General features: G+C 73.6%; 3 protein-coding genes. 1 reads left to right on the plus strand and 2 read right to left on the minus strand.

All coding sequences use genetic code 11. From position 1 onward, the window contains the following. The first annotated feature begins 19 nt into the window (after window positions 1–19). Window positions 20–577, plus strand: a complete 558-nt coding sequence (locus H7H31_RS00685; RefSeq protein WP_187064017.1) for a GNAT family N-acetyltransferase — start codon at window positions 20–22, stop codon at window positions 575–577. Window positions 578–709: 132 nt separating this feature from the next. Here the strand turns inward: H7H31_RS00685 and H7H31_RS00690 are convergent, their stop codons facing one another. Both H7H31_RS00690 and H7H31_RS00695 read right to left on the minus strand, forming a co-directional pair. After that, window positions 710–5,731, minus strand: a complete 5,022-nt coding sequence (locus tag H7H31_RS00690; protein WP_187064018.1) for a type I polyketide synthase — start codon at window positions 5,729–5,731, stop codon at window positions 710–712. Between the two features lie 16 nt (window positions 5,732–5,747). Continuing rightward, window positions 5,748–17,951, minus strand: a complete 12,204-nt coding sequence (locus H7H31_RS00695) for a type I polyketide synthase (RefSeq protein WP_187117707.1) — start codon at window positions 17,949–17,951, stop codon at window positions 5,748–5,750. Between the last annotated feature and the right edge of the window lie 32 nt (window positions 17,952–17,983).

Raw genomic sequence — 17,983 nt, forward strand, 5'->3', positions numbered from 1 at the left:
ACCAGGGACAATGGAGCGCATGAACGCATGGCCCACGCTCTCCGCCCCGGAGATCTCCACCGCCCGCCTTCGGCTGCGCGCAGCGCACAGCGCGGATATCGATGGCCTGATCGAGCTCCAGACCGATCCGCGGGTCCGCGCGCACCTCGGCGGTGCGCGGCCCCGCGACGCCGTCGAGCGGTACTTCGCCGAGAACGGCGTCAGCTCCATCGCGGGCAAGGCCGGCATGTACGTCATCGCCGACCGGGAATCCGACGCGTGCGTCGGGACACTGGTGCTCGACCGGCGCTCCGCCGACCTCCCCGGCCACGTCACCGAGGAAGGCGGGGAGTTGGAGCTCACCTACCTGCTCCGGCGCAGCGGTTGGGGGTCGGGGCTGGCGTTCGAGGCTGCCACGGGCCTGCTGCGGGCCGCCGCCGACGAGCTGCCCGACCAGCCGGTCCTGGTGGTCACCCAGACGGCCAACGAGCGTTCCCGCAGGCTCGCCACCCGCCTCGGCTTCCAACCCGTCGGCACGTTCGAGGCCCATGGCGCGGAGCAAACCCTCGCGGTGGCCGGTCTGCACGCGTTCGCCTAGCCAGCGCTTCGCGCCCGTCGAACCCTCGCCGGGAACAAGGCTCCCCCGACTCCGGCCCCTGCCGCCGGATCACCCGGGCGCCGGACAGCGATGCCTGGGCACGGCACCGGCGGCAGGGGGCGGCGAGGGTTACTACGCGCCCAACTCGTCGATAAGGGCGAACACCTCGTCGGCCGTGGCGCCGGCGAGGTCCTCGTCGGCCGGGTCCTGGGGTGTCGCGGCGGTCGCCGTGGTCGAGTACTTCCACAGCAGCGCCTGGAGCCGGTTCACCAGCCCCGTACGGCGTGGGTCGGACGCGGGCAGTTCGGCGAGCGCGGCCTCCACCTCGTCGATGCGGTCGAGCGCCGGGTGTGCCTGGTCCGCGTCGGTGGGCAGGAGTTGGGTGAGCAGGTACTCGGTCAGCGTGCTGGGGGTCGGGTAGTCGAAGACCAGCGTCGTGGACAGGGTGAGTCCCGTCGCGCCGCGCAGCCGGTTGCGTAGTTCCACGGCCGCGATGGAATCGAACCCCAGCTCCTTGAAGGGTCGGTCGGGGTCCACCGCGTCCGGCGACGGGTAGTGCAGTACGGACGCCACCTGGGCGCGTACGACCGTCAGCAGCCGCTCGGTGCGGTCCGGCGCGGGCAGGGCGGTCAACTCCTCACGTAGGGCAGTCGCGCCGTCGCCCGGCGCGCCGGCATCCGGTTCGCGGGCGGCGTCGAGCGCGCGCCTCGCCTGTGGCACGCAGTCGAGCAGCGCGCTCGGCCGAGCCATCGTGAACAGCGGCGCGAACCGGTCCCACGCCACGTCGGCCACGGCCAGGTGCGGGTCGTCGTGGTCGAGCAGCCGGCCGAGGGCGGCGGTGGCCAGCCCGGGGTCGAGCGGGGTCAGGCCCTGTCGGCGCAGCCGCTCCGTGTGCTGGCCGAGTTCAGGGTTCGACCCGGCAACCGCACCGGGCGCGGCCAGGTCCCAGAGCCCCCAGGTCACCGACGTGACCCGGTGGCCCGCCGCACGGCGTTGCCGCGCGAGCGAGTCCAGGTGGGCGGTGGCCGCGGCGTAGGCGCCGTGGTCCTTGCTGCCCCAGGAGGCGGCCACCGTGGAGAAGAACACCACCGTGTCGTCCGGGACCAGGCCGCACAGCTCGTCCAGATGTGGCCCGCCGTCCACCAGGTTGGCGGCGACGACCTCGGCGAGGTCGGCGGGCGAGAGGTCGGTCAGCGGCGCCAGGTCCCCGGTGGCCGAGGTGTGGATGACCGTGCCGATCCTTGCCCCCTCGTCCGCAAGGCGGGCCGCGAGGCGCGCGACGGCCGTCCGGTCGATCGGCGCGCAGTCAGCCACCTCCAGGACGGCCCCGCGTTCCTCCAGTTCGGCCGACAGCTCCGCCACGCCGGCGGCGTCGGCCCCGCCGCGTCCCAACAGCAACACCCGTTCGGCGCCGCGCTCGGCGGCCCAACGGGCGGTGTACGCGGCGGGCCCGTCGGCGTCGCCGGTGATCAGCACGGTGCCACGGGGCTGCCAGGGATGCTCCGGCTCCCGTTCGCCGAGCCCTGCCGGTACGAGTCGGCGGCCCCACACCCCGCCGTCGCGCAGCGCCACCTGGTCCTCGCCGGACGCTCCGCCGAGAACGGCGCGCAGCGGGCCAGGGTCGACGTCGTCCGGCACGGGCGGCAGGTCCACGAGCCCACCCCACAGCGTGGGGTGTTCCAGCGCCGCTACCCGGCCAAGCCCCCAGATCTGGGCCTGCGTGGGCGAGGCCACGCTCTCGCCGGCTGAGACGGCCACCGCGCCCCGGGTGACACACCACAGGGGGCTCGGTACCTCGGCGTCTACCAGCGCCTGCACCAGCGCGAGGGTCCCGGCAACGCCGCTGGTCAGACCCTCGTGATCTGCGTGCGGGCGCTCATCGAGCCCGAGGAGCGAGAGGATACGGGTCGGCGCGGTGGCCTCGTCCGCGTACACGTCCCGCAGCGCGGCGGCCAGCTCGGCGCGCCCGAAAGACTCCCCGACCGCCCACCGGCGCACCTGGTCACCGGCCGCCCCCAACGTACGGGTGCACAGCTCAACCCACTCGTCGGCGGCCCCCGGCGGGCACACCACGAGCCACGATTCCGCCGGCCCCGACAGCGTCCCGAGGTCCGTACGCCGATGCCACTCCACCCGGTACCGCCAGCCGTCCACGACCGACCGCGCACGCCCCGCCTGCCGCCACGCCGACAACAGCGGCAGCACGGCACCGAGCGACGCACGCGCACCCTCACCGTCCGCGCCACCGCCATCGCCATCGCCATCGCCAACCCGCAACGTTTCCGCGAGGGCTCCCAGATCCTGCTGCTCAACGGCGGCCCAGAACGCGGCCTCGCCGTCCTGCCCACCGGGAGCGGCGAGATCGGGCAGCATGTCGGGGAGCCAGTAACGCTGGCGTTGGAAGGCGTAGGTGGGTAGGCCCACGGTGTGGGGTGGGGGGTCGTTGGGGTACCAGCGGGTCCAGTCGACGCTCACGCCGGCGGTGAACGCCTGAGCTACGGACCGCGCCAACTGTTCCAACCCGCCATGCTCGCGGCGGAGAGTTGGCACCGCCGCAGCTTCGATTCCGGCTTCGTCGAAGGATTCCTGGAGTCCGACGGTCAGGACGGGGTGGGTGCTGGCTTCGATGAACACGCGGTGGCCATCAGCCAGGAGCTGGCGTACGGCCTCGGCAAAGCGGACCTGCTCGCGCAGGTTGGTCACCCAGTACGCGGTGTCCAGGGTGCTGGTGTCGATGCGTCCGGCGGTGACGGTGGAGTAGAACGCCACCTCACCCTGAGTCGCATTGATACCGGCCAACACCTCGTGCAACTCGTCGGCGATCTCGTCAACCTGTGCGCTGTGGGAGGCGTAGTCCACGTCGATCAACCGCGCCCTGCCGCCACTTTCCTCCAGTGCGGAGACGGCATGCTGGACCTGCTCAGGCGGCCCGGAAACCACCGCCGATCCCGGCCCGTTGACGGCCGCGATGCCCACGCCTGCCGCGCTGTCGCCAAGACCGGCCAGGAACTCCTCGGCCTTGTCCTGACTCAACGCCAACGAAGCCATCGCCCCGCCACCAGCCAACCGGCGCAGCGCCTTGCTTCGCAACGCCACCACCTTCGCACCATCCTCCAAGGACAGCGCGCCGGCGACGACAGCGGCGGCGATCTCACCCTGACTGTGACCCACCACAGCAGCCGGCGTCACACCCTGATCAGCCCATACGGCGGCAAGCGAGACCATCACGGCCCACAACACCGGCTGCACCACATCAACCCGACCCAGGTCGGCGGCGTCCACCCCACCGCGCAACACCTCGGCAAGCGACCAGTCCACGTACGGAGACAGCGCCTGCTCGCACTCGGCCACCCGCGTGGCGAACACCGGCGAGGTTTCCAGCAATCCCGCGCCCATCCCCACCCACTGCGAGCCCTGGCCTGGGAAGACCAGTACTGGGCCGAGGTCGCCGGTCAGGGTCGGGGTGCTGGGGTTGGTGAGGGTGGGGTGGGTCGTGTCGGTGGCCAGTGCTTGGAGGCCGGCGAGGAGCGTGTCGTGGTCTTGGCCTGTGAGGACTGCTCGGTGGTCGAAGGTGGTGCGGGTGGTGGTCAGCGACCAGCCGATGTCGGTGATCGAGGCGGCCGGGGCTGTTGCCAGGTGTTCGAGCAGCGCCTGGGCCTGACCGCGCAGCGCGGCGTGGCTGCGGGCCGACAGCACCCACGGGACGTAGCCACCGGTGACCATCACCGGCCCGGGAGCGACAGGCGCCGACTCCTCGACGGGAACCTCCGGCGCCTGCTCCAGGATGACGTGCGCGTTCGTACCCGAGATGCCGAAGGACGAGATTCCCGCCCTGCGGGGGCGCTCGCCGTTCGGCCAGGTGACGGGCTCCGTGAGCAGGCGTACGCCGCCGGCCTCCCAGTCCACGTGCGGGGTCGGGTGGTCGACGTGCAGGGTCGCGGGGAGCGTCTCCCGTTGCAGCGCCATGATCATCTTGATGACGCCGCCCACGCCGGCGGCGGCCTGGGTGTGACCGATGTTGGACTTGACGGAACCCAGCCACAGCGGTCGGCCGTCGGGCCGGTCCTGACCGTACGTGGCGAGCAACGCCTGTGCCTCGATCGGGTCACCCAACGACGTACCGGTGCCGTGCGCCTCGACGGCGTCCACCTGGTCGGGGGCCAGGCGCGCGTTCTCCAGCGCCTGCCTGATCACCCGCTCCTGGGCCGCGTCGTTCGGGGCGGTGAGGCCGTTGCTCGCGCCGTCCTGGTTGATGGCCGAGCCGCGGAGGACGGCGAGCACGCGATGGCCGTTGCGCCTGGCGTCCGAGAGGCGTTCCAGGAGGACCAGGCCGACGCCCTCGGAGAAGCCGGTGCCGTCGGCGGAGGCCGCGAAGGACTTGCACCGCCCGTCGGGGGCCAGGCCGCGCTGCCGGGAGAACTCCGCGTAGGCGGTCGGGGTGGTAAGCGAGGTGACGCCGCCGGCCAGCGCCATCGCGCACTCGCCCTGGCGCAGGGCCTGGGCCGCCAGGTGCATGGCCACCAACGACGACGAGCAGGCCGTGTCCACGGTCACCGCGGGCCCCTCGAACCCGAAGGAGTACGCGACGCGCCCCGAGACGACGCTGGTGAGGCTGCCGGTGGTCGCGTACCCCTCGAAGCCCTCGGGAATGTGCGGGGTGCGCGAGAGGTAGTCCTGGCTGGACACGCCCGCGTACACGCCGGTGGCCGAGCCCCTGAGCTGGGCGGGGTCGAGGCCGGCCCGTTCGAGGAGTTCCCAGGCGACTTCGAGGAGCAGGCGCTGTTGCGGGTCCATGGCCAGCGCCTCGCGCGGGCTGATCCCGAAGAACTCCGCGTCGAACCGGTCGGCCCCGTCGAGGAAGCCACCGTCGCGCACGTAACTGGTCCCGGGGTGGTCCGGGTCCGGGTGGTACAGGCTCTCCAGGTCCCAGCCGCGGTCGGTGGGGAACGGCGTGATGGCGTCGGTGCCGGAGGCGACGAGGTTCCACAGGTCCTCGGGGCCTCGTACGCCGCCCGGGTAGCGGCAGGCCATGCCGACGACGGCCACCGGCTCCTGGGACCGCTCCGTCACCTCGCGCAGCCGCTGGCGCGCCTGGCCGAGGTCCACCGTGACCCGCTTCAGATACTGGCGGAGCTTCTCTTCGGTGTCCGACATCAGTTCTCGCTCCTGATCAGGAAGGCAGTTCGCGGTCGATGAGGGCGAACAGCTCGTCGTCCGACGCCGCGTCCACCGCTGTGCTGTCCGCGGTCTCCGCGCCGGGCGTGTCGTGGTCCGGCCCGCTGTCGTTGAGGCGCCACAGCAGCGTCTCCAGCCGCTTGGTGAGCTTGCCGCGCGCGTCGTCGCCGGCGTCGACCCGAGCCATCGCCGCCTCCAACCTCTCCAACTCCTCGAAGAGGGGCGCCGCTGGGTCGGCCGCCGCCGGGCAGAGCTGTTCGCGCAGTTCCTCGGCGATGGCCGCCGGGGTGGGGTAGGTGAAGATGAAGGTGGCGGGTAGCCGCAGCCCCGTGGCGGCCGAGAGCCGGTTACGGAGTTCGACGGCGGTCAGCGAGTCGAACCCGAGGTCCTTGAACGGGGCGTCGCTGTGCACCGCGTTGGGGTCGGCGTGGCCGAGGACGGCCGCCGCGTTGCCGCGTACGAGGTTGAGCAGCGTGCGCTGCTGCTCCTCGGGGGGCAGGGTGGCGAGTTGGCTGGCCCAGTTGGTGGCCGCCGCCTGGTCGGTGGCCGCGCCGCGGCGCGCGGTGGCGGTGCTGACCAGCGCCCGGAGCTGCGCGGGCAGGGTGTCGGCGGGTTGCGCGCCCAGGGCGCGCAGGTCCAGGTGGGCGGCGGCGAGTTGGGCGTGGCCGTGCCGGCAGGCGGCGTCCAGCAGGCGCAGGGCGTGTTCGTTCGGCATGGCCTTGATGCCCGAGCGGCTCATCCGGGCCAGGTCCGCCGCGTCGAGGTGGCCGGTCATACCACTCGCGTCGGCCCACAGGCCCCAGGCGATGGACACGCCGGGCAGGCCGAGCGCGCGGCGGTGGGCGGCCAGCGCGTCGCAGAAGGCGTTGGCCGCCGCGTAGTTGGCCTGTCCGGGGCTGCCGAGGGTGGCGGCCGCGGAGGAGAAGAGGACGAACATCCCGAGCCGCAGGTCCTTCGTCGCGGCGTGCAGGTGGGCCGCGGCGCTGGCCTTGGCGGCCCACACGGGCGCCAGTCGCTCCGCGGACTGGGAGGTGACCATGGCGTCGTCGAGCACACCCGCGGCGTGGACAACGCCGGTGAGCGGGTGCGCGGGGTCGATGCCCGCGACCAGGGCGGCGACCGCGGCCCCGTCGGTGACATCGGCCGCGACGACGCGCGCGTCGGCCCCCGCGTCGGTCAGTCGTGCCAGCAGTGCCTCCACGCCGGGCGCCTCCGCGCCACGCCGGCTGACCAGCACCAGGTGACGGATGCCCCAGGCCCGCGCGAGGTGTTCGGCGACGTGACCGCCCAGGGTTCCGGTGCCGCCGGTGATCAGGACCGTGCCGTCGGCGTCCACCGTGCCGGGCACGTCGAGGACGAGCTTGCCGGTGTGCTTGGCCTGGCTGAGGTGGCGCAGCGCCTGCCGGGCCCGGGCCAGCGGCCAGCTCCTGACGGGGGGAGGTTGCAGCGTGCCGGCGCGGAACATCGCCCGCAGGGTGTCGAGCATGTCGCCGATCCGGTCGGCCCCGGCATGGGTGATCAGGTCGTACGCCTGGTAGCTGACGCCCGGGTAGGCGGTGGCCAGGTGGTCGGCGTCCCGGATGTCGGTCTTGCCCATCTCCAGGAACCGGCCGCCCTCGCCGAGCAGGCGCATCGAGGCGTCCACGAACGGGCCGGAGAGGCTGTTGAGTACGATGTCCACGCCGCGCCCCCCGGTCGCTGCCCGGATGGTCGCCTCGAAGTCCAGGTCCCGGGAGTTGGCCCGGTGTGCCTGGTCGATGCCCAACGCGCCGAGGACCGGGTGCTTGCCCGGGCTGGCCGTGGCGTACACCTCGGCGCCCAGGTGGCGGGCGATCTGGACGGCGGCCGTGCCGACGCCACCGGTGGCCGCGTGGATGAGCACCCGCTCACCCTGCTGTACGCGGCCGAGCTCGACGAGCCCGTACCAGGCGGTGAGGTAGGCGATCGGTACGGCGGCGGCCTGCTGGTCGGTCCAACCCTCGGGGATGGGTGTGACGAGCCGGGCGTCGGTCTGGGTGATCGGCCCGAAGGCGCGGTCGAAGACGCCCATCACCCGGTCGCCGACGGACACGCCGCTCACCCCGGGCCCCACCGCCACGACGGTGCCCGCGCCCTCGCCGCCGAGTCCGCTCTGTCCGGGCACCATGCCCAGGCTGACGACCACGTCCCGGAAGTTGACGCCCGCCGCGTGCACCTGGACCCGAATCCGCCCCTCGGCGAGCGGCTCCATGACCTCCGGGCACGGCACGGGGGCGACGCCTTCGAGGGTGCCGCTGCCGTCGGTGTCCAGGCGCCAGGCGGAGCGCCCGTCCGGGCCGACCACGCCGCCGACCGCGGTCCCGCCGCGCACCAGCCGGGGGACGAGGAGTTGGCCGCCGCGCACCGCGACCTGTGTCTCAGCCGCGCCGATCGCCTGCCGTACACCGGCCACGAGGCCCGGGTGAGCGGCGTCGGCCGCACCATCTGGGTCGAGGTCGAGCAGGAGGAAGCGGTCGGGGTTCTCGGACTCCGCGCTCCGCAGCAACCCCCATACGCCGGCTCCGGCCAGCTCCACCGTGCCGTCCTCGCCCTCACCGGCCGCGACCGCGCCCCGGGTGACGACCACCAGCCGGCTCGCGGCCAACCGCGGTTCGGCCAGCCAGCTCCGCACCAGGTCGAGCACGTGCTCGACGGCGCGCCGGCCGGCGTCCGCCAACCCTTCACCCGCCGTGATTCCTTCGCCGGCGACCGTGGGTGACACGCCGACGCACGCCACGGCCGGCGGCGCGGTTCCGGCGTCCAACGCCTCGGCCAGCGCGGAGACGCCGGCGTACGACTCGGGGCTCGCGCCGCCCGGCAGCTCCAACCCGGCGAGTCGGAACGGGTCCTGACCGAGCACGGCCCAGCCACCCGCGCCGTCCGCCGACTCGTCCGCGTCGCCGACGACAGGCTGGGGCAACGGGGTCCAGTCGAGCGCGAACAGCCCGTCCACCCCACGGCCGCCGGCCGCGCGCAACTGGTCGGGCGCGGCGGCACGCATCGCCACCGCGTCGACCGTCAGCACGGGCGCGCCCACGGCGTCGGCCACGGTGAGCCGCAGCGCCCGCTCGTCGTCTCCACCCCGTGGCCCGGGAGAGATGCGAACCCGCACGCTGCCGGCCTGGGTGGCCCACAGCGACACGCCGTTCCACGCGAAGGGCAGCCATACCCGGTCCGCCCGGGAAGCCGTCAACCGCGCCCCGGACCCCGCAGCGCCCTCGCCGGCGCGCCCCTCGCCGCTGACGTCGCTGTCGGTGTCGGTGTCGGTGTCGCTGTTCGGGGCAGCGGCCTCGGCATCGGTCTGGTCGATCAGGAGCGCCGGGTGCAGCGCCGCGTCGAGGAGGGCGGGGTGGATGCCGTACCCGTCCCGCTCCCCCGCCGCCTGCGGCAACTCCACCTCGGCGTACACGTCCTCACCCTGTCGCCACACGGCCCGCAGCCCCTGGAACGCCGGGCCGTAGCCGTACCCCTCGGCGGCAGCCCGCGTGTAGAACCCGTCGACGTCCACGGACTCGGCCCCCGCCGGCGGCCACGCGCCCAGCAGACCCGTGGGCTGGTCGACCGCATCGGACGGCGGGCTCAACACACCCTCCGCGTGGCACACCCAGGTGGCGTCCGCGCCGGGCTCGTCCTCGGGGCGCGAGTGGATCCGTACGTCCCGCGACCCGTCAGCCACGGGCGCTCCGACGACCACCTGTACGCGCAGCGCCCCGGAGGCCGGAAGCTCCAGCGGCACCTGAAGCGCCAACTCCTCCACGCCCGCACACCCGGCCTCGTCGGCGGCCCGCAACGCCCACTCGGCCAGCGCCGCGCCCGGCAACAACGCTGAGCCCGCCACCACATGCTCGGCCAACCAACCCCGGCCACTCCCCGCCGAAAGCCGACCGGTCAGCAACAGCCCACCATCCGCCAACTCCACGGCGGCCGGCAACAGCGCATGCGAAACCTGCTGCAGCCCCGCGGCGCCCACGTCACCGACACTGCTCTGCGAAACGAGCCAGTACGGCTCACGCTGGAAGGCGTAGGTGGGTAGGTCCACGGTGTGGGGTGTGGGGTCGTTGGGGTACCAGCGGGTCCAGTTCACGCTTACGCCGGCGGTGAACGCCTGGGCTACGGACTGGGCCAACTGTTCCAACCCGCCGTGTTCGCGGCGGAGGGTTGGTACCGCGGCAGCTTCGATTCCGGCTTCGTCGAAGGATTCTTGGAGTCCGACGGTCAGGACGGGGTGGGTGCTGGCTTCGATGAACACGCGGTGGCCATCGGCCAGGAGTTGGCGTACGGCGTCGGCGAAGCGGACTTGTTCGCGCAGGTTGGTGACCCAGTACGCGGTGTCCAGGGTGCTGGTGTCGATGCGTTCGGCGGTGACGGTGGAGTAGAACGCCACCTCACCCTGGGTCGGACTGATACCGGCCAACACCTCGTGCAACTCGTCGGCGATCTCGTCAACCTGTGCGCTGTGGGAGGCGTAGTCCACGTCGATCAGGCGAGCCCTGCCACCTGATTCCTCCAGTGCGGAGACGGCGTGCTGGACCTGCTCAGACGGCCCGGAGACCACCGCCGACCCGGGCCCGTTGACGGCCGCGATGCCCACTCCTGCCGCGCTGTCACCAAGACCGGCCAGGAACTCCTCGGCCTTGTCCTGACTCAACGCGAGCGAAGCCATCGCGCCGCCGCCGGCAAGTCGGCGCAACGCCTTACTCCGCAACGCCACTACCTTCGCACCGTCCTCCAGGGACAGCGCGCCGGCGACGACAGCGGCGGCGATCTCACCCTGACTGTGACCCACCACGGCAGCCGGCTCAACACCCTGATCAGCCCACACCGCAGCGAGGGAGACCATCACGGCCCACAGCACCGGCTGGACCACATCTACTCGACCCAGGTCGGCGGCGTCCACCCCGCCCCGCAACACCTCGGCAAGCGACCAGTCCACATACGGAGCCAACGCCCGCTCACACTCGGCCACCCGCGCCGCGAACACCGGCGAGGCTTCCAACAACCCCGCGCCCATCCCCACCCACTGCGAACCCTGACCCGGAAACACCAACACCGGACCATCGCCATCGAGACCCGGGGCCACGTCCGACGTCACCACACCCGGATGCGCCTCGCCCGCCCCCAACGCCAACAACCCCGCGTGGAGTGACTCCCGATCGCGTCCCACCACCACCGCGCGCCGCTCGAACAACGAGCGCGACCTCACCAACGACCAACCGACCTCGCCCGACGACAATCCGGGCCGGCTCTCCACCCAGTCGGCCAACGCCACCGCCTGGCCCCGCAGCGCCTCCTCGCCCCGCCCCGACAACACCCACGGCACCACGTCGCCCGCCTCAGACCCCGCGGAAGACTCGGAGGTCTCGGAAACGTCGGCAACCTCCGGAGCCTGCTCCAGGATCACGTGGGCGTTGGTGCCCGAGGCACCGAAGGACGAGATGCCCGCTCGCCTGGGGCGGTCCTTCCGTGGCCATTCCACGGGCTCCGACAGCAGTCGCACCGCTCCCGCGTCCCAGTCCACATGGGGCGTCGGCTCGTCGATGTGCAGGGACTGGGGCAGCACGCCGTGGTGCATGGCCTGCACCATCTTGATGACGCCCGCCACTCCCGCGGCGGCCTGCGTATGGCCGATGTTCGACTTCACCGAGCCCAGCCACAGCGGGTCGTTCTCCTCCCGCTCCTGCCCGTACGTGGCGATCAGCGCCTGTGCCTCGATCGGGTCACCCAGTCGCGTTCCCGTGCCGTGGCCCTCCACCGCGTCCACCTCGGAGGCGCTGAGCCCCGCATTGGCCAATGCCTGCCGGATCACGCGCTGCTGCGACGGCCCGTTGGGGGCCGTCATCCCGTTCGACGCGCCGTCCTGGTTCACGGCGGAGCCGCGTACCAGCGCCAGCACCCGGTGTCCCTGGCGCCTGGCGTCCGAGAGCCGCTCAAGGAGCAGCACTCCCACGCCTTCGCCCCACCCGGTGCCGTCGGCCGCCGCCGCGAAGGGCTTGCACCGCCCGTCCGGTGCCAGGCCGCGCTGGCGCGAGAAGCCCGTGAACACGTCCGGGGTGGCCATCACCGTCACACCGCCGGCGAGCGCCAACGCGCATTCGCCCGAGCGCAGCGCCTGCGCCGCCAGGTGCATGGCCACCAGCGACGACGAGCACGCCGTGTCGACCGTCACCGCCGGGCCCTCCAGGCCCAGCGTGTACGCCACGCGGCCGGAGACGACGCTGCCCGAGCCGGCCAGCATCGCGTAACCCTCCAGTTTCGGGTCGCCGCCGCGCGACAGTCCCGCCGCGTAGTCGTGGTACATCACGCCCGCGTACACACCCGTCGCCGAACCCCGCAGCGAGACCGGATCGATCCCGGCCCGTTCCAGCGCCTCCCACGACGCCTCCAGCAACAACCGCTGCTGCGGGTCCGTTGCCAGCGCCTCTCGTGGGTTCACGCCGAAGAAGCCCGCGTCGAACTGGTCCGCGTCGTACAGGAAGGCCCCCTCGCGCGCGTAGCTCGTCCCCGAGTGGTCCGGGTCCGCGTGGAAGAGGCCGTCCACGTCCCAGCCTCGCGTGGTCGGGAACTCCCCCAGCACCGCGCGCCCGCTCGCCACCAGGTCCCACAGGCCCTCCGGCGACTCCGCTCCCCCGGGGAACCGGCAGGCCATGCCGACGATCGCCACCGGCTCGTCCGCGCCCACGCCCACCGACGCCCGCGCCGAGGTCCGCGCGGCGTCCGTGCCCGCGTCGCCGCTCCACCGCGACAGTACGTAGGCCGCCAACAGGCGCGGCGTCGGGTAGTCGAAGACCAGGGTCGCCGGCAGTCGTAGACCGCTCACCGCCGACAGCCGGTTCCGCAGCTCCACCGCCGTCAGCGAGTCGAAGCCCAACTCCTTGAACGCGGAGTCGGGTCGCACGTCGGCGGCCGAGGGGAAGCCGAGCACGGCGGCCACGCTGCCGCGCACGACGTCGAGGATCTCGGCCCGCTGCCCGTCCGCGTCCAGGCCCGTCAACCGTGCCGTCAGGCCCGCCGCGCCCGAGGCGTCGGCGTCGGTCGCCCTGCGCCGCGTGCGGCCGGCGAGGCCGCGCAGTACGGACGGCAGGTCGGTGGCGCCGGCGAGGCCGTGCACGTCCAGGTCGACGGCCACGAGCAGCGGTCGCGTCGACCGGCGGGCGGCGTCGAAGAGGCTCAGGCCGCGCTCGGCCGTGAGCGGGCGCATGCCACGCAGCCGGACCAGCTCGGCCTGGCCCATGTGGCCGGTCATCTCGCTGGCCTGTTCCCACAGGCCCCAGGCCACCGACTGTCCCGGCAGTCCGAGGCCGCGCCGGTGGGCGACCAAGGCGTCGACGAACGCGTTGGCCGCCGCGTAACCGGCCTGGCCCGCGTTGCCCACGACGCCGGCGGCCGAGGAGAACATGAGGAACATACGCAGGTCCAGGCCGACCGTGGCGGTGTGCAGGTGTGCCGCGACGGCGGCCTTGGCCGCCCATACCCGCGCCACCTGTTCCGCCGTCTGCGAGGTCACCACGCCGTCGGCCAGCACGCCCGCCGCGTGCACCACGCCCGTCAGCGGGTGCTCCGGGTCGATGCCCGCGACGAGTTCGCTGACCTCATCGGCGTCCGTGACGTCCGCCGCCACGACGCGCACCTGAGCTCCGAACTCGCCGAGCCGCTCGGCGAGTTCGGCGGCCCCCGGCGCCTCCGGGCCGCGCCTGCTGGCCAGTACCAGGTGCCTGACCCGCCACGTCCGCACGAGGTGCGTCGCCACCAGGGCGCCGAGCATGCCGGTGCCGCCCACGATCAGCACCGTGCCGTCCGGGTCGAGCGCGCCCGCCTCGCCCTCCTGGCCTGGCGCGTCCGACGCGCCGTCGGGTGCCGTGGCCGGGGCCCGTACGAGCCGGGGCACCAGCGCGCGCTCCCCCCGGAGCGCCACCTGCGACTCGTCGGCCGCCAGCGCCGCCAACACCCCAGCCGTCACCCCGCCCGCTGGCGTCTCCGCCGCCGCGTCGAGGTCCAGCAGGAGGAAGCGCCCCGGGTTCTCCGACTCGGCGCTGCGTACCAGGCCCCACACGCCGGCGCCCGGCGTCGCCACGTCCACGTCTTCGGTGGCCACCGCGCCGCGCGTCACGATCACCAGCCGCGACGACGCCAGCCGTTCCTGTGCCAACCAGTCCCGCACCACGTCCAACACGCCCACGGTCGCGCTCAAGCCGGCCTCCGCCAGCCCCGCGCCCTCGCCGTCAGGCGTCGCGACGCCGAGCAGCACCACCGACGGCACCTCGCCGTCCTCGCCCACCGCGTCCAACAACGCGCCCACGTCACCGAAGACCCGTCCCGATCCCGGCAACTCTTCGGCCAGGCCCCACGCATCGGCGCCCAGCACCGCCCAGTCGGCCGCTTCCGCGACCGCGTCGCTGCCCGGCGTGGCGCCGGGCAGCGGTGTCCACTCCACCGCGAACAGCCCGGCCGCCCCGTGTCCGGCGGCCTTGAGCCGCTCGGTGGAGGCGGGGCGCATGGTGACGGCCTCGGCCGTGAGGACCGGGGCGCCGACGGCGTCGGCCACCGTGACCTGGAGCGAACGTTCTGTGCTGGTGACGGCCTGGTCGGAGGAGACGCGGACGCGGACGGAGCCGGCCTCGGCTGCCCACAGCGCGACGCCGCTCCAGGCGAAGGGCAGCCACACCTGTTCCACGTCGGACGCCGCTGCGGGCTCCTCGGTCAGCAGCGCCGGGTGCAGGGCGGCGTCGAGCAGCGCGGGGTGGATACCGAACCCTTCACGGTCGCCGGCAGCCTCGGGGAGTTCGAGTTCGGCGTAGACGTGTGAGCCGTGCCGCCAGGCGGCCTTGAGTCCCTGGAAGGCCGGACCGTATCCGTACCCCGCCGCGGTGGCCCGCTCGTAGAACCCGGTGAGGTCCACGGCCTGGGCCCCGGCGGGCGGCCAGGTGCCGTCGAGTGGCCCGGGTGTGTCGGGGTGGGGGGCGGGCGGGCTCAGGGTGCCTTCGGCGTGGCAGACCCAGCCCGCGTCGGCGCCGAGGTCGGTGTCGTGGTCGGGCCGCGAGTAGACGCGCAGCGTACGCCGGCCGTCCTCGGCGGCGGCGCCGACGACCACCTGGGCGCGGACGCCACCGGTCGCGGGCAGCGCGAGCGGCACCTGGAGCGTCAGCTCCTCGACGCCGCCGCAGCCCACCTCGTCGGCCGCGCGCAGCGCCCACTCCACGAGGGCAGCGCCGGGCGCGATGACCGTGCCGCCCACCACGTGCTCCGCGAGCCAGGGCTGCGCCTGCGCCGCGACGCGGCCGGTCAGCACCATGCCGCCGTCGGCGAGCCCGACGGCCGCGGGGAGCAGCGCGTGCTCCACCCGCTGGAGGCCGGCCGCGCCGACGTCGCCCACGGCGGTGCTCGGCGCGGGCCAGTAGCGCTGGCGCTGGAAGGCGTACGTGGGCAGGTCCACCACGCCGGGCGCGGGGTCGCTCGGGAACCAGCGGGCCCAGTCCACGTCGGCGCCGGCGGTGAACGCCAGCGCCACGGACTGCGCCAACTGCTCCAACCCGCCGTGCTCTCGGCGAAGGGTCGGCACCGCGGTTGCCTGGATGCCGGCCTCGTCGAAGGACTCCTGCATGCCCACGGTGAGCACGGGGTGGGTGCTGGCCTCGATGAACACGCGGTGCCCGTCGGCCAGGAGGCGGCCCATGGTGTCGGCGAAACGTACGCGTTCGCGCAGGTTGGTCACCCAGTACGGGGTGTCGAGGGTGGCCGTGTCGATGCGCTCGGCCGTCACCGTGGAGTAGAAGGCCACCGGGGCGCGGGTGGGCTCGATCCCGGCGAGTGCCTGGTGCAACTCGTCGGCGATCTCGTCAACCTGTGGGCTGTGCGATGCGTAGTCCACGTCGATCAGCCGGGCCCGCCCGCCGGCCTCCTCGCGCGCGGCCACGGCGTGTCGCACCTGCTCCGGCGGGCCGGACACCACCACGGAGCCGGGCCCGTTGACCGCCGCGATGCTCACGCCCGCCGCGGCCTCACCCAGGCCGGCCAGGAACGCGGCGACCTCTTCCTCGCGCATCGCCAACGAGGCCATCGCCCCGCCGCCGGCAAGGCGGCGCAGCGCCCTGCTCCGCAACGCCACCACCTTCGCGCCGTCCTCCAGGGACAACGCACCCGCGACGACGGCAGCCGCGATCTCACCCTGGCTGTGACCCACCACGGCGGCGGGCGTCACACCCTGATCAGCCCACACCGCGGCCAGGGAGACCATCACCGCCCACAACACCGGCTGCACCACATCGACGCGGCCCAGGTCGGCGGCGTCCACCCCGCCCCGCAGCACCTCGGCAAGCGACCAGTCCACGTACGGCGCGAGTGCCCGCTCACACTCGGCCACGCGGGCAGCGAACACGGGGGAGGACTCCAGCAGTCCCGCGCCCATGCCCACCCACTGCGAACCCTGGCCCGGGAAGACCAACACCGGGCCCACGCCGCCGGGGCCGGTGGTCGTGGCGGCGGGGGTGCCCGGGGCGATGACGTGCGGGTGGTCCGCGCCGTCCGCCAACGCCCGGAGGCCGCCGAGCAGTTCGTCCTCGCTCTGGCCGACGACGACGGCGCGGTGTTCGAAGGTGGAGCGGGTGGTCACCAGGGACCAGCCGATCTTGTCCGGTGAGTGTCGGGGGGCGTCGGTGAGGCGGGCGAGCAGGGCCGCCGCCTGGCCGCGCAGCGCGTCCGCGCTGCGGCCGGAGACCGCCCAGGGCAGCACATGGGTGGCGGCGGGGACTGGTGGGGTCGTGGGGTGATGCGGCGGCTGGGTCGAGGGCTGTTGCTCGTCCACGGGCGCCGGCGCCTCTTCGAGTATGACGTGTGCGTTGGTTCCCGAGATCCCGAACGACGAGACGCCCGCGCGCCGGGTGCGGGCACCGGCCGGCCAGGGCACGGGGTCGGTCAGGAGTCGGACGCCGCCGCTGCTCCAGTCCACGTGCGGGGTGGGCTCGGCCAGGTGCAGGGAGGCCGGCAGGTGTTGGCGTTGGAGCGCCATCACCATCTTGATGACGCCGGCGACGCCGGCGGCGCCCTGGGTGTGGCCGATGTTGGACTTGACCGAGCCGAGCCACAGCGGTTGGTCCTCGGCTCGGTCCTGACCGTAGGTGGCAAGGAGCGCGTCGGCCTCGATGGGGTCGCCGAGCCGGGTGCCGGTACCGTGCGCCTCGACCGCGTCCACCTCGGACGGCGACAGCCGGGCGCTGGCCAGGGCCTGCCGGATCACGCGCTGCTGGGACGGCCCGTTGGGGGCGGCGAAGCCGTTGCTGGCACCGTCCTGGTTGATGGCCGAGCCGCGGATGACCGCGAGCACCCGGTGTCCGTTGCGCCGCGCGTCCGACAGACGCTCCAACAGGACGAGCCCGACGCCCTCGCCCCAGCCGGTGCCGTCGGCGTCGGCCGCGAACGCCTTGCAGCGGCCGTCGGGCGAGAGGCCGCGCTGTCGGGAGAAGCCGGTGAAGACCTCGGGGGTGGCCATGACGGTGACGCCGCCGGCCAGGGCCAGTGAGCATTCGCCCTGGCGCAGTGCCTGGGCCGCGAGGTGCATGGCGACCAGCGACGAGGAGCAGGCGGTCTCCACGGTGACGGCCGGGCCTTCGAGGCCGAGGGTGTAGGAGACCCGGCCGGACAGCAGGCTGGGGGCGTTGCCCGCGTAACCCTCCGAGCCCTGTTGCCGGGCCTCGCCCTGTGAGGTGCCCCCGGTGGTGGCGGTGCCGGCGTACACCCCGGTCTGGCTGCCCTTGAGGGAGACCGGGTCGATGCCGGCGCGTTCGATGGCCTCCCACGCGGTCTCCAGGAGGAGGCGCTGTTGGGGACCGGTGGCGAGTGCCTCGCGCGGGCTTATCCCGAAGAAGGCGGGGTCGAACTGGTCGGCGTCGTAGAGGAACCCGCCCTGGGTGACGTAGCTGGTGCCCGGGTGGTCCGGGTCCGGGTGGTACAGGCCGTCCAGGTCCCAGCCCCGGTCGGTGGGGAAGTCCCCGATGGCGTCGGTGCGCGAGGTGACCAGTTCCCACAACTGCTCGGGCGAGGCGACGCCGCCCGGGAACCGGCAGGCCATGCTGACCACGGCCACCGGCTCCTGGGAGCGCTCCTCCACCTCGCGCAGGCGCAGCCGCGTTTCGTGCAGGTCCTTGGAGACGCGCTTGAGATACTCGACCAGCTTCTCTTCGTTCACCATGAGGTATCCCCCGGCCTGAGCGATGGTGTGGT

The organism is Streptomyces buecherae (assembly GCF_014295035.1).
GTDB lineage: Bacteria > Actinomycetota > Actinomycetes > Streptomycetales > Streptomycetaceae > Streptomyces > Streptomyces youssoufiensis.

Bases quoted from the DNA above. Each gene is read 5' to 3' on its own strand.
- H7H31_RS00685 (WP_187064017.1), top strand. From the start codon at position 20: ATGAACGCATGGCCCACGCTCTCCGCCCCGGAGATCTCCACCGCCCGC.
- H7H31_RS00690 (WP_187064018.1), bottom strand. From the start codon at position 5,731: ATGTCGGACACCGAAGAGAAGCTCCGCCAGTATCTGAAGCGGGTCACG.
- H7H31_RS00695 (WP_187117707.1), bottom strand. From the start codon at position 17,951: ATGGTGAACGAAGAGAAGCTGGTCGAGTATCTCAAGCGCGTCTCCAAG.